Below are 23619 nucleotides of genomic sequence, written 5' to 3'. Positions count from 1 at the left end.
GCGCCCCTGATGAGGCTGCGCCTCATCGGGGAAATGCGACGCGAAGCGTCTGCATTTCAGGGGCGCGGGGAACTGCGCGACCAGCCCCCACCGGGGCGCACCCGGCGACGAAACGATCAGAACCCGTGGCGGAAGCCGCCGTCGACCGGGAGCATGACACCCGTCAGATAGGACGCGGCCGGGGACAGGAAGAACGCCGCGGCCCGCCCGAACTCCTCCGGAGCCCCGTACCGCCGCAGCGGAATCCGCGACTCGTTGGCGAGCCGCGTCGCCTCGGGGTCCGCCGAGAGCCCGTCCAGCTCGCGCACGCGATCCGTGTCGATCCGCGCCGGCAGCAGCCCGACGACCCGGATCCCGCGCGGCCCCACCTCGTTCGCCAGCGACTTCGCGAAACCGGCCAGCCCGGGCCGCAGCCCGTTGGAGATGGTGAGCCCGGGGATCGGCTCGTGCACGGAGCCGGAGAGCACGAAGCCGATGACCCCGCCCTCGCCGAGCTCGCCCGCCGCCGCCCGCGCCAGCCGCACCGCACCGAGGAAGACGGACTCGAAGGCCGACTGCCACTGCTCGTCCGTGTTGTCGGCGGCGAAACCGGGGGCCGGCCCGCCCACGCTGATCAGCATCCCGTCGAACCGCCCGAACCGTTCACGCGCGGCCTCGATGACCCGCTCCGCGACCCGGGGATCGGCGTTGTCGACGGCGACGCCGTGCGCGTTCGGCCCGAGCTTCTCCGCGGCCTCGGCGACCCGCTGCTCGTCGCGCCCGGTGATGATCACCTTGGCGTCGTCGGCGACCAGCTCACGGGCGGCGGCGTTGCCGAGGCCCCGGGTCGCGCCGGTGACTACGTAGACACGGTCCTTCAGTCCAAGATCCATGCCCTCTATCCTGCCCCGCCCGGCCGCGCCGCGCCGAGGTGGGTCAGACCGTGGCCGCGGGCACCTCGTCGGCGTCCGCCCCGGCCTGCGCGGCCTCCTCCTCGCGGCGGCGCCGCTCGCGCAGTTCGCGGCGGAGCAGGACGACCCAGCCCACGGGCACCGCGGCGGCGAACAGCCACCACTGGTAGGCGTACGCGAAGTTCAGCGCCGCGTCCTCGTGGCCGGGCTTCCCGACCGGTTCGGGGGTGCCGTGCGCGGGGTCGGGGGCGGTCAGCGCGATGTAGCCGCCGAGCACGCGCGCGTTCAGGCGGGCGGCCTCGCGCTCGCTGTCGATCAGCATGATCTGCCGGTCGGGCAGGCCCTTGAGGTCCTTGATGCCGCTGGCCTCGGTCGTCTCGTCGGGCATGAGACGCCCGGTGACGGTGAGCTCGCCGCGCGGCGGCGCCGGGATCTTCGGGAAGGCGGTCTGGCTCGGGCCGTCCGCGGGGATCCAGCCCCGGTTGACCAGCAGGACCTTGCCGTCGTTCAGGACGAACGGGGTGAGGACGTGGTAGCCGACCTCGTCGTCCGCGTTGACACGGCGCCGCACGACGACCTCGTGCTCGGTGTCGAAGCGGCCCCGCGCGGTGACCGAGTGGTACCGCTCCTTGCTGGTGACCGTGTGCCCCGGGGAGGTCAGCTCCTCGGCGGGGACGGGCTTCGCGTCGAGCGCGTCGGTGACCAGCTGGTTCCGCGCGGTGCGCTCGTCGTAGCGGTGCATCTGCCAGATGCCCAGCCGGATCATCGTGGGGATGAGGACGAGGGCGACCAGCGTGAGGATCACCCACTGCCGGGTCAACAGGAAGCGGTACACGCTCACGACGGTACCCCGGCATGCGACGGCCCCCGACGGGCGGGTCCCGTCGAGGGTCGTAGGGGGTCGTAGGGGGCCGGCTCAGACCTTGTCGACGATGCCCACCCGCCCCTCGGCGCGGGAGCAGTGCGCCCCGCAGTACCAGTGCCCGTCGACCTCGACGCCCTGCCCGATGATGCGGCACCGGCAGTGCTCGCAGATGGGCGCCATGCGGTGGATGGCGCAGGAGAAGCAGTCGAAGACGTGCACCGCGCCCTGCGCGTGCACCTCGAAGGACATCCCGTAATCGTTTCCGCAGACCTCACAACGTGCCATGCGCCACAGGGTGGGTCCCCCGGGCGCCGGCGGGCGAGCGGGCGCGGGGCGAGTCGCCCCGCAATCACCCGTCTGACGCCCCCGGCCCCCTCAGCGCTTGTCCGCCGGGGTGACGTCCTGCAACAACTGTCCGAACGCGGCCTCGTCCACGACCGGCGTACCGAACTGCTTCGCCTTCACGGCCTTCGAGGTGTACGAGTCCGGGTCGTTGGTCACCAGGAGGCTGGTGAGCCGGGACAGGCTCGTCGCCACATGCAGGCCCGCCTCGACCGCGCGGTCCTCCAGGAGCTCCCGGTCCACGGACGTGTCCCCGGAGAACGCGACCCGCATCCCCTGCTGGAGCGCCTTGCCCGGCTCGTAGCGGCCCGGGTTCGGGTGCGGGCACGCCGGCCGCTTGCGCGCGGGCCGCCAGGTGCCCGCGCCGCCGCCCCGGTACGCGGACTGCGCCTGGCGCGGCACCGGGGTCCGCCCGGCCGTGTCGACCCACTCGGTCAGCGGGCGGCACTCGAGCAGCGGCAGCCGCACGTTCCCCGCCGCCGCCTTGCGCAGGCTCGGGCGGAAGGCCTCCGCGAGCACGCGCGCGTCGTCGAGAGCGTGGTGCGCGTGCTGCTGCACGACACCGAAGTGCGCGGCCAGCGACTCCAGCTTGTGGTTGGGCAGCGGGAGCGCCAGCTCCTTGGAGAGCGCGATCGTGCACAGCCGCTGGCGCACCGGGGCGGTGCGCTTCGCCCGCGCGTACTCGCGGGCGATCATCGACCAGTCGAACACCGCGTTGTGCGCGACCAGGACGCGGCCGTCGAGCCGCGCCGCGAACTCCTCGGCGATCTCCGGGAACAGCGGCGAGCCCTCCAGGACGTCCGTCGTCAGACCGTGGATCCACACCGGTCCCGGATCCCGCTCCGGGTTCACCGTCGTGTACCAGTGGTCCTCGACCTCGCCGCGCGCGTCCAGACGGTAGACGGCAGCCGAGATGATCCGGTCGTCCTTGGACAGGCCGGTGGTCTCCACGTCGACGACCGCGTATCCCTTGGGGTACGCGGCCGGCCAGGGAGTGTCGGAGGCTGCGGTCGTACGGTCTTCGAGCATGGTCCATGAGGATACGGGCCCGCACCGACAGTCCCGCGCCCGCCCGGGCCCCTTTCCCCCCGGACGAGTCAAGCCCCGGGCTCCAGAAGCGACTTCACGAGCGCCCGTACGGACGTGGTGAACAGGGCGTCGCAGTCCACCGGCCCGGCGAGCTCGCGGGCGAGCGCCTCGTCACCCTCGGCGGCGGACGTGTCCCACAACTCCTCCTCGCCCGGCCGCTGCACGGGGGCCCGTTCACGATTCCGCTCGACCAGGACATATCCGACAACCTGGAACTGCAGGGCGCGGACGGCCCCGGCGGCGCGCGCCCCGCGCAGCCCGGCCGCGTGCACCTCACGCACCAGGGCGCGCTGCGCGGGCAGGAACATCCGCTCGGTCAGGCCGCGCTCGTGGACCATCGCCACGAGGTGCGGATGCGCGCGCAGCTGCCGGCGCAGCGCGCGGGCGACGGAGACGACCCGCTCGGCCGGACTCGCGCCGCGCGGCCGGATCGCGCCGAGCTCGGCGACCGTGCGCTCCACGAGCGCGTCGAGCAGCGACTCGCGGTTGCCGACGTGCCAGTAGATCGAGGTGACCGCCGTGCCCAGCTCGGCCGCCAGCTTGCGCATCGTCAGCGCCTCGGGGCCGTGCTGCCTGACCAGGCCCGCGGCCGTGCTCAGCACCTCCTCGCGGGTGAGTGCGGTGCGTGCCATGTCGGCCCTCTTCTCGGCGAAGATCCGTCAACTTCCGTACGTGCACGTGTCTTTACCCTTCATCGGTGCCGGTGTAACTGTGTTACAGGCGCCGCGCGAACGACCCCCAACACGTCTTCGACGAAGGGCGGTACGACATGGCACGCGTACGGTACGGAGCGCGCAGCGAGGCGGAGATCGCCGCCGCGCGCACCGCGAGCAGCAAGCTTCCCGACATCTGGTCCACCGGCGTGGTCGCCGTGTGGGAGTCCGACCCCGACGCGGTCGCCGCGGTGCTCCCGCCGCCGCTCAAGCCGACCGCCCGGCCCCTGGTCCGGGCCAACATCAGCAAGGTCGACCTGCCCGGCTATCCGCTCGGCGCGGGCTCGGTCGCGGTGGCGGCCGAGCACGGGGGAGTGGAGGGCTGGTACCCGCTGGTCATGCCGATGACCCACGAGCGCGCCCTGATCGGCGGCCGCGAGGTCTTCGGCGAGCCCAAGAAGCTCGGCGAGGTCACCGTGGAGCGCGACGGACTCGTCGTACGGGCCGCGCTCGCCCGGCACGGCATCGCGTTCGTCGAGGTGCGCGGCGCCGTCAGCGGCGACCTGCCGCTGCCCGAGCCGGCCCAGAAGACCGACTTCTACTTCAAGTTCCTGCCCGCGGTGGACGGTTCGGGCTTCGACGCCGACCCGGTCCTCGTGCACTGCGTGCGCAACGAGAAGGTCAGGAAGCTGGAGCGGGTCACCGGCGACGTCGTCCTGCGCGAGTCCATGTACGACCCGGTCGCCGATCTGCCCGTGCGCGCGCTCGTGGAGATCACCATCGGCGAGAAGACCACCGACCAGAAGGGGAAGGCCGTCGAGCGGGTCAGCGCCCAGGCCCTCCTCCCGTACATCCACCAGCGCTACGACGACCCGCAGCAGATCCTCGACGGGCCGCCCGAGGGGAGCGTGTGACATGGAGCTGCGCGAGGGACAGGTCGCCGTCGTCACGGGCGCGGCGAGCGGGATCGGGCGCGCGATGGCGCGGCGGTTCGCGGCCGACGGCCTGAAGGTGGTGCTCGCCGACGTCGAGAAGGGCGCCCTGGAGGCGGCCGCCGCCGAACTGCGCGACGAGGGCGCCACCGTGCACGCGCGCGTGGTCGACGTCGGGGACCGCGAGCAGGTCATGGCGCTCGCCGAGGACACGTACGCGACGTTCGGCGCCTGCCATGTGCTGTGCAACAACGCGGGCGTCGGCTCCGGCGCCGAGGGCCGCATGTGGGAGCACGAGCCCAACGACTGGAAGTGGGCGTTCGACGTCAACGTGTGGGGCGTCTTCCACGGCGTCCAGGCGTTCGTCCCGCGCATGCTCGCGGGCGGCGAGCCGGGCCACGTCGTCAACACCTCGTCCGGCGACGGCGGCATCGCCCCGCTGCCCACCGCCTCCGTGTACGCGATCACCAAGGCGGCCGTCGTCACCCTCACCGAGTCGCTGTACGCACACCTGAAGGCGGAGCACGCGCGCGTGGGCGCCTCCGTGCTCTTCCCCGGCCCCCACATGCTGCGCACCGGCCTGTGGGAGTCGCACCGCAACCGGCCTGACCGGTTCGCCAAGGAGCGCCCCCGCAGGACGCCGTACCGCAGCCTCGACCAGTGGGAGGCCGCCATGAAGGAGGCCGGTCAGGAGGTCGCCTTCACGCCCGTGGAGGACGTGGCGGACCTCGTCGCGGAGGGCATTGCGGCCGACCGGTTCTGGCTGCTTCCCGAGAGCGAGCACAGCGACCGGCAGATCCGGGCGCGCTCGCGGTCGATGCTGGACCGGGCGAACCCGGCGTACCTGGAGAGCTTCATTCTCGACTGACCCCTCGACTGAACCCTCAGAGGAGGGACGCACGATGAGCGACCAGGACCCCTACCTGATCATCTCCTCCGACTGCCACGCCGGGCTGCCCACCGAGGAGTACCGGCCCTACCTGGACAGCCGCTTCCACCGGGACTTCGACGCGTTCCTCGGGGAACGCGACGCCCGGCGCGCGGAGGCGACCCGGCTCGGCATCCGCAACGACGCGTTCGCCGCCAAGTGGTTCCAGGACAACGAGGAGGGGCTGCGCGGCGGCTGGGACGCCGCACAGCGACTCAAGGAGCTCGACGGCGACGGTGTGGCCGCCGAGGTCGTCTTCCCCGACGCGGACGCCGTCGACAGCCAGACGGCGGCGCCCTTCGGCGTCGGGCTCGGCCTCTCCGGCGACCAGGACCCCGAGCTCGGCATGGCCGGCGCGCAGGCGCACAACCGCTGGCTCGCCGAGTTCGTCTCCCAGAACCCCGAACGGCACTGCGGCGTCGCCCTGTTGCCGATCACGGCCGACCCCGACAAGGTCGTCGCCGAGGTGCACCGCGCCAAGGAGTCGGGGCTCGGCGCCCTGATGATCCCCTCCATGTGGGTCGACAAGGACCCCTACCACGCGGCCCGTTACGACCCCGTGTGGGCGGCGGCCGCCGAATGCGGCATGCCCGTCGTGACCCACTCGGGCGCCGCCCCCCGCCACGAGTACGGCGACCACCTCGGCATCTACGTCAGCGAAGTGACCTGGTGGCCGGCCCGCCCGCTCTGGTTCCTGCTCTGGTCCGGCGTCTTCGAGCGCCACCCCGGGCTCAGGTTCGGCGTCGCCGAGTCCGGCTGCTGGTGGCTGCCGAACCTCCTGTGGTTCATGGACCGCCTCTACCTGGGCGCGCACGGCGGCAAGAAGCTCTCCCCGTTCGCCGAACTGAAGCGCCCGCCGCACGAGTACCTCGACCGGCAGATCTTCGTCTGCGCCACCAACACCAAGCGCCGCGAACTCGCCCAGCGCTACGAGATCGGCGTCGACAACATCCTGTGGGGCAGCGACTTCCCGCACCCCGAGGGCACCTGGCCCGACACGCGCGCGTGGCTGCGCAGGACCTTCCACGACATCCCCGTCGCCGAGACCCGCCGCATGCTGGGGCTCGCCGCCGCCGAGGTCTTCGGCTTCGACACCGAGAAGCTGGCCCCGCTCGCCGCCCGCATCGGACCGACCCCCGCCGACCTGGGCCAGGACGCCGACCAGAGCGCCGTCGAGGCCTCCTGGGCCCGCTCGCGCGAGGTCGGCCGGCACTGGCTGACCGACCACGACTTCCCGACCCTGGGGGTGACCCCGTGACCGCACCGCGTCCTTCCGAGGACCGCTACACCGTCATCTCGGCGGACTGCCACGCGGGCGCCGATCTCCTCGACTACAAGCCCTACCTGGAGAAGCGCCACCACGACGCCTTCGACGCCTGGGCCGCGACCTACGTCAACCCGTACGCGGACCTGCTCGCCGACACCGCCGACCGCAACTGGAACTCGGACCGGCGCGTCGCCGAGCTGGAAGCGGACGGCATCGTCGCCGAGGTCGTCTTCCCGAACACGATCCCGCCGTTCTTCCCCTCGGCCGCGCTCATGGCCCCCGCGCCCACCCGCGAGGAGTTCGAGCTGCGCTGGGCCGGACTGCGCGCCCACAACCGGTGGCTCGCCGACTTCTGCGCCGCCGCCCCGGGCCGCCGCGCGGGCGTCTTCCAGATCCTCCTCAACGACGTCGACGAGGCGGTGCAGGAGATCCGCAGGTCCGCCGACGCGGGCCTCAAGGGCGGCCTCCTGCTGCCCGGCACCCCGCCGGGATCGGGCCTGCCCGAGCTGTACTCGTCGGCGTACGACCCGATCTGGCGGGCCTGCGCCGAGCTCGGCGTCCCGGTCAACCACCACGCGGGCTCCGCGTCCCCGCCGCTCGGCGACGAACCGGCGGCCCGCGCGGTGTTCATGGTCGAGACGACCTGGTTCTCGCACCGCGCCCTGTGGCACCTCGTGTTCGGCGGTGCCTTCCGCCGCCACCCCGAGCTGCGGCTCGTCCTCACCGAGCAGGGCTCCGGCTGGATCCCCGGCGTCCTGGACATGCTGGACTACTACCACGGGCGTCTCGTGGCGGCCGCCGGCAGGGCCACCACCGCCGAGTCCAAGTTCGGCGCCGGCCTCGCCGACTCCATGGGCAAGGGCCCCTCCACGGTGTGGCGCGACAACTGCTTCGTGGGCGCGAGCTTCATGCGCCCCCACGAAGTGCCGCTGCGGGAGCGCATCGGCCTCGACAAGATCATGTGGGGCAGCGACTACCCGCACGACGAAGGCACGTACCCGTACACGCGCGAAGGGCTGCGCATCTCCTACGCGGGCCTGTCCCGCGACGAGATCGCCGCCATGGTCGGCGGCAACGCCGCCCGCGTCTACGGCTTCGACCTCGCCCTGCTCGACCCGATCGCGGCCCGCGTCGGCCCCACCGTCGCCGAGATCGACGAACCCCTCGAGGAACCGCCGGCCGACGCGACCAGCCCGGTCTTCGCGACAGGGGGTTCGGTCCGGGTCTGGTGACCCGGAGAGTGTCATGCTCGTGCCGTGACCGAACCCACCCGGAGCGATGCGACGCACGACGAGGCCCACGGCGGCGCGCTCGGCACCCGGCTCAACTGGCTGCGCGCCGCCGTCCTCGGCGCCAACGACGGCGTGGTCTCCACCGCGGGACTCGTCGTCGGCGTCGCCGGGGCCACCGACGACCGCGGCGCCCTGCTCACCGCCGGGCTCGCCGGACTGCTCGCCGGCTCGATGTCCATGGCCGCCGGCGAGTACGTGTCCGTCTCCACCCAGCGCGACTCCGAGAAGGCCGCCATCGCCCAGGAGCGGCGCGAGCTCGCCGAGGACCCGGCGGCGGAGCTGGAGGAGCTGACCGGGCTGCTCCACGGACACGGACTCAGTGCCGAGGTCGCCCGGGAGGCCGCCGTGCAGCTCACCGCGCGGGACGCCCTGCGCGCCCACGCGCGCGTGGAGCTCGGCATCGACCCCGACCAGCTGACCAACCCCTGGCACGCGGCCTGGGCCAGCTTCCTCGCCTTCACCGTGGGCGCCCTGCTCCCGCTGCTCGCGATCGTGCTGCCGCCCACCGCGCTCCGGCTGCCCGTGACGGTCGGCTCCGTCCTCGTCGCGCTCGCCTGCACGGGCTGGGGCAGCGCCCGCACCGGCGGCGCGCGCGTCGCCCCCGCGGTGTGGCGCAACGTCCTGGGCGGCGCCCTCGCGATGGGGGTCACCTACGCGGCCGGCTCTTTGTTGGGAGCCGCCGGAGTCTGAGCCTTTACCCGGGGTAATACTTGTCGGTAACTGCCTCTAGTCCTGGCTCGGTCCGCGCGCTTACGGTGCACCCATGTCCGCTTCCAGCCTCCCCGACGTCGTCCTGTGGTCGATACCCGCCTTCGTGCTGCTCACCGTCGTCGAGATCGTCTCCGTACGGATCCATCCCGACGAGGACGCCGCCGGGTACGAGACCAGGGACGCGGCCACCAGCATCACCATGGGGCTCGGCAGCCTCGTGTTCGACTTCCTGTGGAAGATCCCGATCGTCGCCATCTACACGGCGGTCTACGAGCTGACCCCGCTGCGCATACCGATCCTGTGGTGGACGCTCCCGCTGATCCTGCTCGGCCAGGACTTCTTCTACTACTGGCAGCACCGCGGCCACCACGTCATCCGCATCCTGTGGGCCTGCCACGTCGTGCACCACAGCAGCCGCAAGTTCAACCTCTCCACCGCGCTGCGCCAGCCCTGGACCAGCCTCACCGGCTGGCCGTTCTACCTGCCGCTGATCGCGCTCGGCGTGCACCCGGCGGCCCTGGCCTTCTGCTACTCGGTCAACCTCGTCTACCAGTTCTGGATCCACACCGAGCGCATCGACAAGATGTGGCGTCCCTTCGAGTTCCTCTTCAACACCCCCTCGCACCACCGCGTCCACCACGCCTCGCAGGGCGGCTACCTGGACCGCAACTTCGGCGGCATCCTCATCGTCTGGGACCGGCTCTTCGGCTCCTGGGTCGCCGAGACCGAACGCCCCGTCTTCGGCCTCACCAAGAACATCAGCACCCACAACCCGCTGCGCGTCGCCACCCACGAGTACGCGGCCATCGCCCGGGACCTCAGGAGCGCGGGCAGCTGGCGCGAGCGCGCCGGACGCGTCTTCCGCGGCCCCGGCTGGCAGCCCGCACCGGCCCCCGCGTCCGCCGCCGCCCCGCAGCAGGTCACCGAGGGAGCCGCGTGAGCGCGCCCGCGGCCCTGCGCACCGCCTTCCTCGCCCTGTGCGCGGTGGACCTCGTCGCGCTCCTGGCCGACGTCCACGCCGTCCACGTGGCCGTCAAACCGCTCCTGATGCTCGTCCTGCTCGCCCACGTGATCGCGCGCGGCGGACCCCGGCTGCTGTGCGGCGCGGTGCTGTTCGGCTGGGGCGGCGACGTCCTGCTGCTCTTCGACGACGACCTCGCGTTCCTCGCCGGAATGGGCTCCTTCGCCGCCGGACACGTCTGCTACCTGCTGCTCTTCAAGCGGCTCGGGACACCCCGGGCGCGCGGCACGATGCTCGGCGTCGTCTACTGCGTGGTGCTCGTCAACACCGTCGCCGCGCTGTGGCCGGACCTGCCCGCCGACCTGCGGATCCCGGTCGCCGCCTACAGCGTGCTGCTCACCGCCATGGCGTACGGCTCCTCCCGGCTCGGCAAGGTGGCGGGCATCGGCGGCGCCCTGTTCCTGCTGTCCGACACGCTCATCGCCATGGGCGTGGCCGAGTGGCCGGCCCTGCCGCGCCCCGACTTCTGGGTCATGCTCACCTACGTGGCGGCGCAGTACCTGCTGGTCCAGGGAGCCCTCGAAGAGCGGACGACGCACGGTGCGGCGTACGGTGAGGAGCGGGCCGAGACCCGGCCCACCCCGCACTGACCTGCAAGGACACCCCATGCGCGCCACCACCATCCACGCCCCGTACGACATGCGGGTCGAGGACGTCCCCGAGCCCGTCGTCGTGCTGCCCACGGACGCGGTGGTCCGCGTCCTGCGCGCCTGCATCTGCGGCAGCGACCTGTGGGCGTACCGGGGCGAGGCCGCGCGGGAGCCTGGGCAGCGCATCGGGCACGAGTTCCTCGGGATCGTCGAGGAGACGGGCGGGGAGGTGTCCGGGGTCCGGCGCGGCGACCTCGTCGTGGCGCCCTTCATGTGGTCGGACGGCGTGTGCGACTACTGCCGCGAGGGCCTGACCACCTCCTGCGTCCACGGCGGCTTCTGGGGCGCGGTCGGCTACGACGGCGGCCAGGGCGAGGCCGTGCGCGTCCCGTTCGCCGACGGCACCCTGGTGCGGCTGCCCTCCGACGCCGCGTCCGACGAGCACCTGCTGTCCGCCCTGCTGACGCTCTCCGACGTGATGGGCACCGGCCACCACGCGGCCCTCGGCGCGGGCGTCCGCGAGGGCTCCACCGTCGCCGTCGTGGGCGACGGAGCCGTGGGCCTGTGCGCCGTCCTCGCGGCCAAGCGGCTCGGCGCCGAGCGGATCATCGCGCTCGGCCGCCACGAGACCCGCACGGACATCGCGCGCCGCTTCGGCGCCACCGACGTCGTCGCCGAGCGCGGCGAGGCGGCCGTCGAAGCGGTCCGCGAGCTCACCGGCGGCCAGGGCGCGCACGCCGTCGTCGAGGCCGTCGGCACCGAGCAGTCCATGAACACCGCCGTGCACATCACCCGCGACGGCGGCGCCGTCGGCTTCGTCGGCGTCCCGCACGGCAGCGGCACCGGACTCGACCTGTCCGTCATGTTCGACCGGAACATCGCGCTGCGCGGCGGCGTCGCCCCGGTCCGCACCTACATCCCGCAGCTGCTGCCCGACGTCCTGAACGGCACGATCGACCCGTCGCCCGTCTTCGACCTGACCGTCGGCATCGAGGACGTCCCCGCCGGCTACAAGGCGATGGACGAGCGCACCGCCCTCAAGGTCCTCGTCACCAACGACTGACCCGCGAGGAGCGGGAGCGGGGCCTCACCAGCGGATCGGGAGCGGCACGGCCGTCAGCACCGCCGACACCGCCACCACGACCCCGAGCACCACGACCTCCGCCCGCGCGGGCCCGTACGCGCGCGTGCGGACCCGCGCCCCGCGCCGGCCGAGCCGGAGCCGCGCGGCCAGCGCCAGCGCGGCCACGACGGCGACGAGCAGCACCTTCGCCAGCAGGGTCCGCCCGTACGCCGTCCCGGTCAGCTGGTCCAGGACCGTGCCCGGCGGCATCCGGCGCAGCGTGCTGCACACCCCGGTCGCCGTGAGGGCGGCGAGCAGCAGCGCGGCCACGCGCGCGTAGCGGCCCAGCAGCGCCGTGCCCGCCCCGGGGTCGGCGGCGCGCCAGGCACGCAGGGTGCGCAGCGCGTACAGCAGCCCGCCGACCCACAGGGACGCGCTCGTCAGATGCACGAGAGTGAGCCCCGACCCCAGCAGCGCGCTGTCCTCGGTGGGTGGATGCGCGCGCAGCGCCTCCGCGACGACCACGGCCGCCAGCGGCAGCAGCGCACGGTCCGGCCGCCTGGAGCGCGCGCACAGGGCGGCCACCAGGAAGGCGTTCACCTCCAGGAGGGCGAGGGTGCCGTCGCGCGTCCCGTAGAGGCCGCCGATGTCGAGATCGCCGAAGCCGCGCGGGATCAGGTTCCCCGCGGAGACCACGGCGGCGAGCCCGAGCGCGGCGGCGAACCCGGCCCACGCCGCGCACGCGGACCACCGGTGCGCCGCCCGCAGCTCCGGCGCCACCCGCCGCGCCAGGAGGCCCGCGAACAGCTCGCCCGCCTGCACGCTCAAAGCCCCGAACAGCACGGCCCGCAGCAGTGCGATCCCGCCCGTGCCCGGAGCGGCCGCCTCGCCGGTGCCGCGGAGCGCCGCCTGCGGCCCGAGCATCGGGATCAGCGCCGCGAGGGCGACCAGGACGAGCACGGCGACGGCCCGCCCCGGTCCCGCCGGGCGCGCGGGGGCGGACATTTCGGTGGTGGGCGGTATCGAACTCACCACTGGATCTTCACCATCCGGCACGGATCCGGGCAAGCGCAGCGGAACAAAGGGAGCAAAAAAGGGCCGGGCGGCACACGCCACCCGGCCCCTCAGGAACAGACGTTCCGCTACTTGACGGCCTTCAGCGCGTTCACGATGCCGCTGCCGTAGAAGCCGTTGTCCGCCACGCTGCCCTTGCACCAGGCGTCGACGACACCGTCGCCGTTGCCGTCGTAGTCGGCCGGGCAGGCCTGCTCGTCGGCCTGCGCCTTCATCATCGCCTGCAGCTCAGCCGGCGACGCCTTCGGGTGCGCCGACTTCAGCAGCGCCGCGACACCCGCCGCGTGCGGCGAGGCCATCGACGTGCCCTGCAGCCAGCCGTACTGACCGCCCGGCAGGATCGACAGGATGCGGCCGTTCTTCGACGGGGTGTCCGGGATCTGATACTTGTCGCCGCCCGGCGCCGCGATGTCGATGGCGTTGCGGCCGTACGTCGAGTAGTACGACTTGGCCTTGTTCACGCCGGTCGCGCTGACGGTGACGACACCCTTCAGCTGGGTCGGCACGTCGAAGCACTTGTGCGGGTCGATCGTGCGCTCCACCGCGGTCGAGTCGTCCGGGCTGGAGTCGTCCAGGATCGCGTCCGAGTCGAGGTCGTGGTTGGAGTTGCCGGCCGAGGCCAGGTTCAGCGTGCCCTTGCGCTGGGCGTACGTCTGGGCCCGGTTCACCGCGTCGACGATCGCCCGCTGGTCGGGGTCGTCCATGCAGTTGTACAGCCACGGGTCCACGTAGTAGCTGTTGTTGGTGACCTCGATGCCGTGGTCGGCGGCGAACACGAAGGCGCAGACGACGGCCTCCGGGTAGAACAGCTCGCTGACCGGGTCGGCCACCTTGATGCCCGCGACCTTCACGCCCGGTGCGACACCGGCGACGCCCACGCCGTTGCGCGGCGCCGCGATCTCACCGGCGACGTGCGTGCCGTGGTAGTGGTCCGGGGTCGCGGGACGCCAGGCGCCCGGCGAGGTGTCCGCCTTGCCGCCGACACAGTTCGCCGACTGCGACGGCGAGAAGTTCGCGGCGATGTCGGGGTGCGTGTCGTCGACGCCCGTGTCGATGACACCGACGGTGACCTTGCTGCTGCCCGGGTTGATCTTCGCGGCCTGGTCCGCGCCGATGGCCCGGAGGTCCCACTGGTCGGCCTCCATCGGCTCCTGACCCGGGGCGGCCTCGGCGGCGAGCTTCTGGGCGTCCGCCTTCGAGAGCTTCTGCACGGCGCCCTCGTCGGTGGTGCCGGCCAGGCTCAGCGGCGAGGTGCGCGTGGCACCGGCCGAGGCGACGCCCTCGTTGGCGCGCAGCTGCTTGCCGAAGTCGGGGTTGGACGCGTGGACGACGAAGACGCCTATCTTCGCGTACGTCTCGACTATGGAACCGCCGGCCGCGGATATCGCCTTGCTCACCGAGGCGATGGTGTGCGCGTCGGTGCTGCGCGCGTTCACCACGTAGGAGAGCGAACCGGCCTCGGAACCGGCCGTCACGGCAGGGGCGTCGGCGGGTGCGGCGACCGCGGAAGGCAGGAAGCCGAACGAAGCCGTCAGAGCGATGCCGATCGGCAGGGCGAGGGCCATGCGGCGTCTGGCAGGCAGATGAGCCATGGGATCTCCACATCATCCGTCGTAGCGGGCGAATAAGGGAAGCCCGGGACACAGGTGGTGTCCGGGCAGGTACATGACGCGTGGTGCGGCCTGAAGGTATCGCTGATCCCGCAGGTCAGCAACGGATTCGTAAATAAACAGGCGGAGTTGAACCGCTCCCATCGTGTCCCCGTGCCGTTGTGCAGGGAGCGCACGGGTGATCAGGCCCTCTGTCGGATCACCCCGTACACCCCCTACCATCCGACCCCCGTCCCCGTCCCCGACCGCATCCGCATCACGAGGAGACTCTCCGTGGCCACCGACGCACCACCACCCCAGAAGGGCAGCCCCGACGAGCGGCGGACGATGCCCTCCACCGAGGAGTTCGTCGAGGTGCAGCAGAGCGCGGAGTTCGGTGAACTGCGCCGGGCGCACCGCTCGTTCGCCTTCCCGCTGACCATCGCCTTCATCGCCTGGTACCTGCTCTACGTCCTGCTGTCGAACTACGCGGGCGACTTCATGGGCACCAAGGTCCTCGGCAACATCAACGTCGCCTTCGTCCTCGGACTCGCCCAGTTCCTCACCACGTTCCTCATCGCCTGGTGGTACTCGAAGCACGCCGCGGCGAAGCTCGACCCCAGGGCCGAGGCCATCAAGTCCCGGATGGAGGGCGGCGCATGAGCCCCGCAGTGCACGTACTCGCCGCCGGCGAGGCGAGCGAACACCGGCCGCTGATCATCGGCCTCTTCTCGGTGTTCGTCCTCGCGACGCTCGTCATCACCGTCTGGGCCGGCCGCCAGACCAAGGACGCCTCGGACTTCTACGCGGGCGGCCGCCAGTTCACCGGCTTCCAGAACGGCCTCGCCGTCTCCGGCGACTACATGTCCGCCGCGTCCTTCCTCGGCATCGCCGGCGCCATCGCCCTCTTCGGCTACGACGGCTTCCTCTACTCCATCGGCTTCCTCGTCGCCTGGCTCGTGGCGCTCCTCCTCGTCGCCGAACCGCTGCGCAACTCCGGCCGCTACACGATGGGCGACGTCCTCGCCTACCGGATGCGCCAGCGCCCCGTGCGCACCGCCGCGGGCACCTCCACGATCGTCGTCTCGATCTTCTACCTGCTCGCGCAGATGGCGGGCGCCGGCGTCCTGGTCTCGCTGCTGCTCGGCATCACCTCGGACGCGGGCAAGGTCGGCATCGTCGCCCTCGTCGGCGTTTTGATGATCGTCTACGTCACCATCGGCGGCATGAAGGGCACCACCTGGGTGCAGATGGTCAAGGCGGTGCTCCTCATCGTGGGCGCCATCCTGCTGACCTTCCTGGTGCTCCTGAAGTTCGACTTCAACATCTCCGACCTGCTCGGCACCGCCGCGGACAACAGCGGCAAGGGCGCGGCGTTCCTGGAGCCCGGTCTCAAGTACGGCGCCACCTCCACGTCGAAGATCGACTTCATCTCGCTCGGCATCGCGCTCGTCCTCGGCACCGCGGGTCTGCCGCACATCCTGATCCGGTTCTACACGGTGCCGACCGCCAAGGCCGCCCGTAAGTCCGTCAACTGGGCCATCGGCATCATCGGCGCCTTCTACCTGATGACGATCGCGCTCGGCTTCGGCGCCGCCGCCCTCATCAAGCCGGAGGAGATCATCGCCTCCAACCCGGCGGGCAACACGGCCGCGCCCCTGCTCGCCCTCCATCTCGGCGGCACCGACTCCAACTGGGGCGCGATCCTGCTGGCCTCCATCTCGGCCGTCGCCTTCGCGACGATCCTCGCCGTGGTCGCGGGCCTCACCCTCGCCTCCTCGTCCTCGTTCGCGCACGACATCTACGCGAACGTCATCAAGAAGGGACAGGCCTCCGAGAAGGAGGAGATGAAGGCAGCCCGCTGGGCCACCGTCTTCATCGGCATCGTCTCGATCGGCCTCGGCGCCCTCGCCCGCGACCTCAACGTCGCCGGCCTCGTCGCCCTCGCCTTCGCGGTCGCCGCCTCCGCCAACCTGCCGACGATCCTCTACAGCCTCTTCTGGAAGCGCTTCAACACCAACGGAGCCCTGTGGTCGATCTACGGCGGCCTGTTCACCGCCGTCTTCCTGGTGCTCTTCTCGCCGGTCGTCTCCGGCAACCCGAAGACGTCCATGTTCAAGGGCGTCGACTTCCACTGGTTCCCGCTGGAGAACCCCGGCATCATCTCGATCCCGGTCGGCTTCCTGCTCGGCGTCCTCGGCACGTACCTGTCGAAGGAGAAGGCCGACAAGGGCAAGTACGCGGAGCTGGAGGTCCGGTCCCTGACCGGCACCGGAGCCCACTGACGCACCCGCGCGCACCGTGCTCCCGCCACGTCCGGAGCACGGTGCGCTGGTAGCTCTCTACGACAGGAGCACCGCACGCTCGTGGGATCACCGGCCTCCCCGCTGTCGGCGGCGTCACGTAGGCTCGGTCGTGTCAGGCAGAACGCGATCACAGAACGCGACCAGGGAGGGGGCCCACGTGCTCATCGACACCTACGGCCGAGTGGCCACCGACCTGCGGGTCTCACTGACCGACAAGTGCAATCTCCGCTGCACCTACTGCATGCCCGAGGAGGGCCTGCAGTGGCTGGCCAAGCCGGACCTGCTCACCGACGACGAGATCGTCCGGCTCGTCCGCATCGCGGTCACCGATCTGGGCATCACCGAGGTCCGCTTCACCGGCGGCGAGCCCCTGCTGCGCCCCGGCCTCGTCGGCATCGTGGAGCGCGTCGCGGCCCTGGAGCCCCGCCCCCGCATGTCCCTGACGACGAACGGGATCGGGCTCAAGCGCACCGCCGAAGCCCTCAAGACGGCGGGCCTGGACCGGGTGAACGTGTCGCTGGACACGCTCCGCCCCGACGTCTTCAAGACCCTGACCCGCCGCGACCGCCACAAGGACGTCATCGAGGGCCTCGCCGCCGCCCACGAGGCGGGCCTGACCCCCGTGAAGATCAACTCTGTCCTGATGCCGGGGCTCAACGAGGACGAGGCCCCCGAGCTCCTCGCCTGGGCCGTCGAGCACGACTACGAGCTGCGCTTCATCGAGCAGATGCCGCTGGACGCCCAGCACGGCTGGAAGCGCGACGGCATGATCACCGCGGGCGACATCCTCGCCTCCCTGCGGACGCGCTTCGAGCTGACCCCCGAGGGGTCCGACGAGCGCGGCTCGGCCCCGGCCGAGCGCTGGATCGTCGACGGCGGCCCGCAGCGGGTCGGCGTCATCGCCTCCGTCACCCGCCCGTTCTGCTCCGCCTGCGACCGCACCCGCCTCACCGCCGACGGCCAGGTCCGCACCTGTCTGTTCGCCACGGAGGAGACGGACCTGCGGGCGGCCCTGCGCTCGGACGCTCCCGACGCGGAGATCGCCCGCATCTGGAAGCTCGCCATGTGGGGCAAGAAGGCGGGCTCCGGGCTCGACGACCCGACGTTCCTCCAGCCCGACCGCCCCATGTCGGCGATCGGCGGCTGATCCCGCTAGCCGGCTTCGGGCCGGGTCTCCCACTCCGCCAGCGTCACGACGTCCTTCAGGAACCCGCGCACCCCCAGGAACTGGCTGAGGTGCTCACGGTGCTCGTCGCAGGCCAGCCACGTCTTGCGGCGGTCCGGCGTGTGCAGCTTCGGGTTGTTCCACGCGAGCACCCAGACCGCGTCGGCGCGGCAGCCCTTGGCCGAGCACTGGGGGGTGGCGGGCGACGGTTCGGAGAGGTTCGCGAGGTTCACGCCCCCACCCTAAAGGCCCGGGAAATGGCGACGCCGAGCAGCCACGGGGGGAGCTGCCCGGCGTCGGTCCGTCGCTCCGACGGGGGATGCGGAGCGCGTACGCAGTATGCCACGCACACCCCCGGCCCCGGCACCGGAACAACATGATTGATCTGAGCTTTTCTTGAGCTTCGCCCCGGCCTCGCACCGGCCTCGAGCGGGTCTCCAGCGGCTCTCGAGCAGGCCTCCGGGCAGGCTCCGAGGCGGCGGCGCCGGAGGCCGCCGCCGCTAGCGGCGGTCCTCCGCCACGGGTTCCGCCGGAGCGGCCGACGGGGCGGCGGAGATCATCGGGCGCAGGGGCGCCGTCACGAAGGTCGAGGGCAGCGTCGGCACGTTCTCCCGGCCCGCGTTCGCGATGACGACGGCGACATAGGGGAGCAGGGCGCCGAGGATCAGCGTCACGATCGCGACAGGACGCTCCACGTCCCACAGCACCGCCGTGAGAATCACCGACACGGTGCGGATCGACATCGAGATGACATAGCGGCGCTGCCGGCCCCGCACGTCCTCCGCGAGCCCCTGGCGGGCCCCGGTGATCCGGAAGACCTCTGCTCCGCCGTTGCCGCTGCGCTTCCGCATCACATTCCACCACCCGCAAGGTCGCCGGACTCTCCCCGGACCGGACTGCACCCCACGGTACGCCCGGGCCGCGCCGCCCACGAGACCGGGGGACACCCGGACAGGCCGTGCCGTCTGCGCCGTCCCACGTACGGCCCGCCCCGACATGCGCCGTACGGGGTACGGCCGGAGACTGATCGCACGCGTGCGGCATGTGCCGCGCGCCCGGCGCCGTTTGAGGAGGCGACCACATGAGTTGGTTGTGGGCGATCATCGTGGGTTTCGTGCTGGGGCTGATCGCGAAGGCGATCCTTCCGGGCAAGCAGCAGATCCCACTGTGGCTGACGACGGTCTTCGGCATCATCGGCAGCGTCCTGGGCAACTGGGTGGCCACCGGCATCGGGGTCAACGACACCCGGGGCATCGACTGGACCCGGCACCTGCTCCAGCTGATCGGCGCGGTCGTCGTCGTCGGCGTCGGAGACTGGCTCTGGACCTCGATGCGCGGCACCAAGCAGCGGGAACGGGCCTAGCCCCCGGCCCGCCCCGAGAAATGGCGAAGGCCCGGTCCCGCGAGAGCGCGGGACCGGGCCTTCGGCCGTTCTACGAGCGTTCTACGAGGCGGGCGTCAGCCCTTGAGCTCCACCGCGGCCAGGTTCTTCTTGCCGCGGCGCAGCACCAGCCAGCGCCCGTGCAGCAGCTCGTCGGCGGAGGGCACGTAGTCCTCCGCGGCGACCTTCGCGTTGTTCACGTACGCGCCGCCCTCCTTCACCGTGCGGCGCGCGGCCGACTTGCTGGCGACCAGGCCGACCTCGGCGAACAGGTCGACGGCCGGGGCCAGCTCGGTGACCTCGATCCGCGGCAGCTCGGACAGGGCGGAGGCGAGCGTCGCCTCGTCCAGGTCCGCGAGGCTGCCGTCGCCCTGGCCGAACAGCGCCTTGGACGCGGAGACCACGGCCGCGGTCTGGTCGGCGCCGTGCACCAGCGTCGTCAGCTCCTCGGCCAGCGCCCGCTGCGCGGCCCGCGCCTGCGGCCGCTCCTCGGTCTGCCGCTCCAGCTCCTCGATCTCCTCCCGGGACTTGAAGGAGAAGGTGCGCAGGAACTTGGAGATGTCCCGGTCGTCCGCGTTCAGCCAGAACTGGTAGAAGGCGTACGGCGAGAACATCTCCGGGTCCAGCCACACGGTGCCGGACTCGGTCTTGCCGAACTTGGTGCCGTCCGCCTTGGTGAGCAGCGGGGTGCCGATCGCGTGGACCACGGCCTCCGGGTGGACCCGGTGGATCAGGTCGGTGCCGGAGGTCAGGTTGCCCCACTGGTCGCTGCCGCCGGTCTGCAGGACACAGCCGTACTGCTCGTACAGCTTGAGGTAGTCCATGCCCTGGAGGATCTGGTAGCTGAACTCGGTGTAGCTGATGCCCGCGTCCGAGTTGAGCCGCCGCGAGACGGCCTCCTTCGCGATCATCTTGTTGACCCGGAAGTACTTGCCGACGTCGCGCAGGAACTCGATGGCGGACAGGCCCGAGGTCCAGTCCAGGTTGTTCACCATCGTCGCCGCGTGCGGGCCCTCGAAGTCGAGGAACCTCTCCACCTGGCCGCGCAGCCGCTCCACCCAGCCGGCGACGACCTCCGGCGCGTTCAGCGTGCGCTCCGCCGTCGGCTTCGGGTCACCGATCAGACCGGTGGCGCCGCCGACCAGACCCAGCGGACGGTGCCCCGCCTGCTGGATGCGCCGCATGGTGAGGATCTGCACCAGGTTGCCCAGGTGCAGGCTGGGCGCGGTCGGGTCGAAGCCGCAATAGAACGTGACCGGACCGTCCGCGAATGCCTTGCGCAGCGCGTCTTCGTCGGTGGACAGGGCGATCAGCCCGCGCCACTTCAGTTCGTCGACGATGTCCGTCACGGTCTGAGTCTCCTCGTACGTACCTGATGAATGAAGCTGATGAAGCCGAATGAAGCTGGTTGAACGCTGCCAGTCTATGGGCGTCAGACGCCCTGGCTGACCGAGCTCATGTTGAAGTCCGGCACCCGCAGCGCGGGCATCGCAGCCCTAGTGAACCAGTCGCCCCATTCGCGCGGCAGCGTCTTTTCCGTGCGCCCGGCCTCGGTGGCCCGCCCCAGGAGGTCCACCGGCGACTCGTTGAACCGGAAGTTGTTCACCTCGCCGACCACCTCGCCGTTCTCCACGAGGTACACGCCGTCCCGGGTCAGTCCGGTCAGGAGCAGGGTCGCCGGGTCGACCTCGCGGATGTACCAGAGGCAGGTCAGCAGCAGCCCGCGCTCCGTGTCCGCGACCATCTCGTCCAGGGAGCGGCCCGTGCCGCCGTCCAGGATCAGGTTGTCCCCGGCCGGCGCGACCGGCATCCCGGTCAGGGCGGCGCTGTGCCGGGTGGTCGTCAGCTGCCGCAGCTCGCCGTCCGCGATCCACTCCGTGGCGCTCACCGGCAGCCCGTTGTCGAACACCGACGCGTCGTCCCCGGAGGAGTGCGCGAGGACGAACGGCGCGCACTCCAGACCCGGCTCGTACGGGTCGCTGCGCAGCGTCAGCGGCAGCGGGCTCAGCCGCTCGCCGACCCGGGTGCCGCCGCCCGGCCTGCTGAACACGGTCCGGCCCTCGGCCGCGTCCCGCGCGCCCGCCGACCACAGCTGGTAGATCAGCAGGTCCGCGACGGCCGTCGGCGGCAGCAGGGTCTCGTACCGCCCGGCGGGCAGGTCGATCCGGCGCTCGGCCCAGCCGAGGCGCCGGGCGAGCTCGGCGTCCATCGCCCCCGGGTCGACGTCCTTGAAGTCGCGGGTGGAGCGGCCCGCCCACGCCGAGCGGGTGCGGTCCGGCGACTTCGCGTTCAGCTCCAGCGTCCCGTTCGGCTGGTCGTGACGCAGCCGCAGACCCGTCGACGTGCCCAGATAGCTGGACGTCATCTCGTGGTTCGCGAAGCCGTACAGCTCGCGGCCGCCGGCCCGCGCCCGGGCGAACGCCTCGCCGAGCGCGGGCGCGAAGTCGGCGAACACCGCGGAGGACGTCTCGGCCGGCGCCTCGGTGAACGCGGGGGAGTGCGGTACGCCGTCCACGAGCGGCTGCGCGTCCTCGGCCGGCCCGGCCTTCGCGGCCGCCTCCTCCGCGGCCCGCACCAGCGGCTCCAGGTCGGCGGCCGTCACGGCGGCCCGGGACACGACCCCGGTCGCCGTGCCCTCCTTGCCGTCGACCGTCGCGATCACCGTCAGGGTCCGGCCGCGCGTCACGCCGTTCGTGGTCAGCGCGTTGCCCGCCCAGCGCAGATTGGCGGTCGAGGTCTCGTCCGCGACGACGACACAGCCGTCGGCCCGCGACAGCTCCAGGGCGCGCTCGACGATCTCGTACGGCTTGGTGGAACGCGGGCTCATCGACCGGCCTCCTGCGTCGTGTTCAGAATGTTGACGCCCTTGAACAGGGCCGAGGGGCAGCCGTGGGAGACCGCCGCGACCTGGCCCGGCTGGGCCTTGCCGCAGTTGAAGGCGCCGCCGAGGACGTACGTCTGGGGGCCGCCGACCGCCGCCATCGAGCCCCAGAAGTCGGTGGTCGTCGCCTGGTACGCGACGTCGCGCAGCTGCCCGGCGAGCCGCCCGTTCTCGATCCTGAAGAAGCGCTGGCCGGTGAACTGGAAGTTGTAGCGCTGCATGTCGATCGACCACGACCGGTCGCCCATGACGTAGATGCCGCGGTCCACGCCCGCGATCAGGTCCTCGGTCGACAGGCCGCCCGGGTCCGGCTGCAGCGACACGTTCGCCATCCGCTGCACCGGCACATGGCCGGGGGAGTCCGCGTACGCGCAGCCGTTGGACCGCTCGAAGCCGGTCAGCCTCGCGATGCGCCGGTCGAGCTGGTACCCGACGAGTGTCCCGTCCTTCACCAGGTCCCAGGACTGCCCGGCCACGCCCTCGTCGTCGTAGCCGATCGTCGCGAGCCCGTGCTCGGCCGTCCGGTCACCCGTCACGTTCATGATCTCGGAGCCGTACCTGAGCTTGCCGAGCTGGTCGAACGTGGCGAAGGACGTGCCCGCGTACGCCGCCTCGTAGCCGAGCGCCCGGTCCAGCTCGGTGGCGTGCCCGATCGACTCGTGGATCGTCAGCCACAGGTTCGACGGGTCCACGACCAGGTCGTACGAACCGGCCCGCACGCTCGGGGCGCGCATCTTCTCCGCGAGCAGCTCGGGGATCTGCGCGAGCTCGCTCTCCCAGTCCCAGCCCGTGCCCGTCAGGTACTCCCAGCCGCGCCCGACCGGCGGCGCCAGCGTGCGCATCGAGTCGAACTCACCGCTGGAGTCGTCCACGGAGACGGCGGTCAGCTGCGGGTGGAGGCGGACCCGCTGCTGCGTCGTCACCGTGCCGGCCGTGTCCGCGTAGAACTTGTTCTCGTGGACGCTGAGCAGCGAGGCGTCCACGTGCGACACCCCGTCGGCCGCCAGCAGCCGCGCGCTCCAGTCGGTCAGCAGCCCCGCCCGCTCCTCCTCCGGCACGGAGAAGGGGTCGATCTCGTAGGAGGAGACCCACGTCTTCTCCGCGTGCACCGGCTCGGCCGCGAGCTCCACCCGCTCGTCGGACCCGGCCGCCTTGATCACCTTCGCGCTGAGCTGCGCCATCGCGACGGCCTGGGACGCCACCTTCGCCGCCGCGTCCATCGTCAGGTCGACCCCGGACGCGAAGCCCCACGTACCGCCGTGCACGACCCGCACCGCGTAGCCCAGGTCCGTCGTGTCGGAGCAACCCGACGGCTTGGCGTCCCGCAGCCGCACCGACGCGCTGCGCACCCGCTCGAACCGGAAGTCGGCGTGCTCGGCGCCCAGCGCCCGCGCGCGGGCCAACGCCGCGTCGGCGAGCGCCCGCAGGGGCAGCGCCGTGAAGGCTTCATCGATCGTATGAGGCACGAATGTCTCCCTTTCCTCACCACCGTGAGACCCGATCATGTCGCGCGGCGGGGGTGCGCGGCCAGACCTTTCTGTAGGGACCCGACAGTGAGTCGGGGGTGGCGCTGTGGGTGG

Annotated in this window: 24 protein-coding genes; 12 read left to right on the top strand and 12 right to left on the bottom strand. The window is 71.9% G+C overall.

Features of this window, described 5'->3' with window-relative positions; all coding sequences use genetic code 11:
• Positions 1 to 116 precede the first annotated feature (116 nt).
• From ACIBTU_RS38610 to ACIBTU_RS38590, 5 genes are all read right to left on the bottom strand, one after another.
• Positions 117 to 872 (bottom strand): SDR family oxidoreductase, encoded by a 756-nt coding sequence (locus ACIBTU_RS38610; protein ID WP_399131452.1) that lies wholly within the window; start codon positions 870 to 872, stop codon positions 117 to 119.
• A gap of 43 nt (positions 873 to 915) precedes the next feature.
• Positions 916 to 1725 carry an SURF1 family protein gene (locus ACIBTU_RS38605; RefSeq protein WP_399131451.1) on the bottom strand — a complete coding sequence of 270 codons (810 nt, stop codon included), beginning with the start codon at positions 1723 to 1725 and terminating at the stop codon, positions 916 to 918.
• Positions 1726 to 1806: 81 nt separating this feature from the next.
• Complete coding sequence (locus ACIBTU_RS38600; RefSeq protein ID WP_188339667.1) at positions 1807 to 2040, bottom strand: hypothetical protein; 234 nt, start codon at positions 2038 to 2040, stop codon at positions 1807 to 1809.
• A 90-nt stretch (positions 2041 to 2130) separates the two neighbouring features.
• Positions 2131 to 3126 (bottom strand): DEDDh family exonuclease, encoded by a 996-nt coding sequence (locus ACIBTU_RS38595; protein ID WP_399131450.1) that lies wholly within the window; start codon positions 3124 to 3126, stop codon positions 2131 to 2133.
• A 68-nt stretch (positions 3127 to 3194) separates the two neighbouring features.
• The gene (locus tag ACIBTU_RS38590; protein ID WP_399131449.1) at positions 3195 to 3818 is read right to left on the bottom strand and encodes a TetR/AcrR family transcriptional regulator; all 624 of its coding nucleotides are present in this window, start codon (positions 3816 to 3818) and stop codon (positions 3195 to 3197) included.
• Positions 3819 to 3955: 137 nt separating this feature from the next.
• On the opposite strand from ACIBTU_RS38590, the gene ACIBTU_RS38585 reads away from it, so the two are divergent.
• The 8 genes from ACIBTU_RS38585 to ACIBTU_RS38550 all read left to right on the top strand — a co-directional run bounded on the left by ACIBTU_RS38585 (position 3956) and on the right by ACIBTU_RS38550 (position 11643).
• Positions 3956 to 4753 carry an acetoacetate decarboxylase family protein gene (locus ACIBTU_RS38585; RefSeq protein WP_399131448.1) on the top strand — a complete coding sequence of 266 codons (798 nt, stop codon included), beginning with the start codon at positions 3956 to 3958 and terminating at the stop codon, positions 4751 to 4753.
• Between the two features lies 1 nt (position 4754).
• Positions 4755 to 5639 (top strand): SDR family NAD(P)-dependent oxidoreductase, encoded by an 885-nt coding sequence (locus ACIBTU_RS38580; RefSeq protein WP_399131447.1) that lies wholly within the window; start codon positions 4755 to 4757, stop codon positions 5637 to 5639.
• Between the two features lie 34 nt (positions 5640 to 5673).
• The gene (locus ACIBTU_RS38575; RefSeq protein ID WP_399131446.1) at positions 5674 to 6957 is read left to right on the top strand and encodes an amidohydrolase family protein; all 1284 of its coding nucleotides are present in this window, start codon (positions 5674 to 5676) and stop codon (positions 6955 to 6957) included.
• The gene (locus ACIBTU_RS38570; protein ID WP_399131445.1) at positions 6954 to 8198 is read left to right on the top strand and encodes an amidohydrolase family protein; all 1245 of its coding nucleotides are present in this window, start codon (positions 6954 to 6956) and stop codon (positions 8196 to 8198) included. The genes ACIBTU_RS38575 and ACIBTU_RS38570 overlap by 4 nt, the downstream gene beginning before the upstream one ends.
• 24 nt (positions 8199 to 8222) lie before the next feature.
• Positions 8223 to 8948 carry a VIT family protein gene (locus ACIBTU_RS38565; protein WP_399131444.1) on the top strand — a complete coding sequence of 242 codons (726 nt, stop codon included), beginning with the start codon at positions 8223 to 8225 and terminating at the stop codon, positions 8946 to 8948.
• A gap of 73 nt (positions 8949 to 9021) precedes the next feature.
• The gene (locus ACIBTU_RS38560) at positions 9022 to 9909 is read left to right on the top strand and encodes a sterol desaturase family protein (protein WP_399131443.1); all 888 of its coding nucleotides are present in this window, start codon (positions 9022 to 9024) and stop codon (positions 9907 to 9909) included.
• Entirely contained in the window at positions 9906 to 10580 is a 675-nt protein-coding gene (locus ACIBTU_RS38555; RefSeq protein ID WP_399131442.1) for a lysoplasmalogenase, read from the top strand. Before ACIBTU_RS38560 ends, ACIBTU_RS38555 begins: the two co-directional genes overlap by 4 nt.
• A gap of 16 nt (positions 10581 to 10596) precedes the next feature.
• Positions 10597 to 11643, top strand: coding sequence for a zinc-dependent alcohol dehydrogenase family protein (locus tag ACIBTU_RS38550; protein ID WP_399131441.1), 1047 nt, complete (start codon positions 10597 to 10599; stop codon positions 11641 to 11643).
• 24 nt (positions 11644 to 11667) lie between these two features.
• Here the strand turns inward: ACIBTU_RS38550 and ACIBTU_RS38545 are convergent, their stop codons facing one another.
• Together ACIBTU_RS38545 and ACIBTU_RS38540 are read right to left on the bottom strand one after the other, a co-directional pair.
• The gene (locus tag ACIBTU_RS38545) at positions 11668 to 12648 is read right to left on the bottom strand and encodes a CopD family protein (protein ID WP_399131453.1); all 981 of its coding nucleotides are present in this window, start codon (positions 12646 to 12648) and stop codon (positions 11668 to 11670) included.
• Positions 12649 to 12785: 137 nt separating this feature from the next.
• Positions 12786 to 14309 (bottom strand): S8 family peptidase, encoded by a 1524-nt coding sequence (locus ACIBTU_RS38540; protein WP_399131440.1) that lies wholly within the window; start codon positions 14307 to 14309, stop codon positions 12786 to 12788.
• Positions 14310 to 14600: 291 nt separating this feature from the next.
• Between ACIBTU_RS38540 and ACIBTU_RS38535 the strand changes: the two genes are divergently transcribed.
• The 3 genes from ACIBTU_RS38535 (at position 14601) to moaA (ending at position 17759) form a co-directional block, all read left to right on the top strand.
• Positions 14601 to 14969 carry a DUF485 domain-containing protein gene (locus ACIBTU_RS38535; RefSeq protein WP_399131439.1) on the top strand — a complete coding sequence of 123 codons (369 nt, stop codon included), beginning with the start codon at positions 14601 to 14603 and terminating at the stop codon, positions 14967 to 14969.
• Positions 14966 to 16591 carry a cation acetate symporter gene (locus tag ACIBTU_RS38530; protein ID WP_399131438.1) on the top strand — a complete coding sequence of 542 codons (1626 nt, stop codon included), beginning with the start codon at positions 14966 to 14968 and terminating at the stop codon, positions 16589 to 16591. Before ACIBTU_RS38535 ends, ACIBTU_RS38530 begins: the two co-directional genes overlap by 4 nt.
• A 178-nt stretch (positions 16592 to 16769) precedes the next feature.
• A complete protein-coding gene (gene moaA, locus ACIBTU_RS38525) occupies positions 16770 to 17759 on the top strand; it encodes a GTP 3',8-cyclase MoaA (RefSeq protein WP_399131437.1) in 990 nt (329 codons plus the stop codon).
• Positions 17760 to 17764: 5 nt separating this feature from the next.
• Here the strand turns inward: moaA and ACIBTU_RS38520 are convergent, their stop codons facing one another.
• Positions 17765 to 18010 carry a hypothetical protein gene (locus ACIBTU_RS38520; RefSeq protein ID WP_399131436.1) on the bottom strand — a complete coding sequence of 82 codons (246 nt, stop codon included), beginning with the start codon at positions 18008 to 18010 and terminating at the stop codon, positions 17765 to 17767.
• Between the two features lie 267 nt (positions 18011 to 18277).
• Entirely contained in the window at positions 18278 to 18628 is a 351-nt protein-coding gene (locus tag ACIBTU_RS38515) for a DUF3099 domain-containing protein (RefSeq protein WP_399131434.1), read from the bottom strand.
• Positions 18629 to 18858: 230 nt separating this feature from the next.
• Between ACIBTU_RS38515 and ACIBTU_RS38510 the strand changes: the two genes are divergently transcribed.
• Entirely contained in the window at positions 18859 to 19140 is a 282-nt protein-coding gene (locus tag ACIBTU_RS38510) for a GlsB/YeaQ/YmgE family stress response membrane protein (RefSeq protein WP_399131433.1), read from the top strand.
• 95 nt (positions 19141 to 19235) lie between these two features.
• On the opposite strand, the gene tyrS is transcribed toward ACIBTU_RS38510, so the two are convergent.
• From tyrS to ACIBTU_RS38495, 3 genes are all read right to left on the bottom strand, one after another.
• Positions 19236 to 20507, bottom strand: a complete 1272-nt coding sequence (tyrS, locus tag ACIBTU_RS38505; RefSeq protein WP_399131432.1) for a tyrosine--tRNA ligase — start codon at positions 20505 to 20507, stop codon at positions 19236 to 19238.
• A gap of 83 nt (positions 20508 to 20590) precedes the next feature.
• On the bottom strand, positions 20591 to 21985 hold the full coding sequence (locus ACIBTU_RS38500) for a metallopeptidase TldD-related protein (RefSeq protein ID WP_399131431.1): 1395 nt from the start codon (positions 21983 to 21985) through the stop codon (positions 20591 to 20593).
• Positions 21982 to 23544, bottom strand: coding sequence for a TldD/PmbA family protein (locus tag ACIBTU_RS38495; RefSeq protein WP_399131430.1), 1563 nt, complete (start codon positions 23542 to 23544; stop codon positions 21982 to 21984). The genes ACIBTU_RS38500 and ACIBTU_RS38495 overlap by 4 nt, the downstream gene beginning before the upstream one ends.
• Between the last annotated feature and the right edge of the window lie 75 nt (positions 23545 to 23619).

This window comes from Streptomyces sp. NPDC050145 (genome assembly GCF_044460245.1).
In the GTDB taxonomy this organism is placed as follows: domain Bacteria; phylum Actinomycetota; class Actinomycetes; order Streptomycetales; family Streptomycetaceae; genus Streptomyces.
Note: the sequence above shows the minus strand (reverse complement) of the source record. Positions and strands in the feature narration are given on the sequence as shown.

Coding starts and splice junctions, on each gene's coding strand:
- ACIBTU_RS38610 (WP_399131452.1), bottom strand. CDS start 872: ATGGATCTTGGACTGAAGGACCGTGTCTACGTAGTCACCGGCGCGACC.
- ACIBTU_RS38600 (WP_188339667.1), bottom strand. CDS start 2,040: ATGGCACGTTGTGAGGTCTGCGGAAACGATTACGGGATGTCCTTCGAG.
- ACIBTU_RS38595 (WP_399131450.1), bottom strand. CDS start 3,126: ATGCTCGAAGACCGTACGACCGCAGCCTCCGACACTCCCTGGCCGGCC.
- ACIBTU_RS38590 (WP_399131449.1), bottom strand. CDS start 3,818: ATGGCACGCACCGCACTCACCCGCGAGGAGGTGCTGAGCACGGCCGCG.
- ACIBTU_RS38585 (WP_399131448.1), top strand. CDS start 3,956: ATGGCACGCGTACGGTACGGAGCGCGCAGCGAGGCGGAGATCGCCGCC.
- ACIBTU_RS38580 (WP_399131447.1), top strand. CDS start 4,755: ATGGAGCTGCGCGAGGGACAGGTCGCCGTCGTCACGGGCGCGGCGAGC.
- ACIBTU_RS38575 (WP_399131446.1), top strand. CDS start 5,674: ATGAGCGACCAGGACCCCTACCTGATCATCTCCTCCGACTGCCACGCC.
- ACIBTU_RS38560 (WP_399131443.1), top strand. CDS start 9,022: ATGTCCGCTTCCAGCCTCCCCGACGTCGTCCTGTGGTCGATACCCGCC.
- ACIBTU_RS38550 (WP_399131441.1), top strand. CDS start 10,597: ATGCGCGCCACCACCATCCACGCCCCGTACGACATGCGGGTCGAGGAC.
- ACIBTU_RS38545 (WP_399131453.1), bottom strand. CDS start 12,648: ATGTCCGCCCCCGCGCGCCCGGCGGGACCGGGGCGGGCCGTCGCCGTG.
- ACIBTU_RS38540 (WP_399131440.1), bottom strand. CDS start 14,309: ATGGCTCATCTGCCTGCCAGACGCCGCATGGCCCTCGCCCTGCCGATC.
- ACIBTU_RS38530 (WP_399131438.1), top strand. CDS start 14,966: ATGAGCCCCGCAGTGCACGTACTCGCCGCCGGCGAGGCGAGCGAACAC.
- ACIBTU_RS38515 (WP_399131434.1), bottom strand. CDS start 18,628: ATGCGGAAGCGCAGCGGCAACGGCGGAGCAGAGGTCTTCCGGATCACC.
- ACIBTU_RS38510 (WP_399131433.1), top strand. CDS start 18,859: ATGAGTTGGTTGTGGGCGATCATCGTGGGTTTCGTGCTGGGGCTGATC.
- ACIBTU_RS38500 (WP_399131431.1), bottom strand. CDS start 21,985: ATGAGCCCGCGTTCCACCAAGCCGTACGAGATCGTCGAGCGCGCCCTG.
- ACIBTU_RS38495 (WP_399131430.1), bottom strand. CDS start 23,544: ATGATCGGGTCTCACGGTGGTGAGGAAAGGGAGACATTCGTGCCTCAT.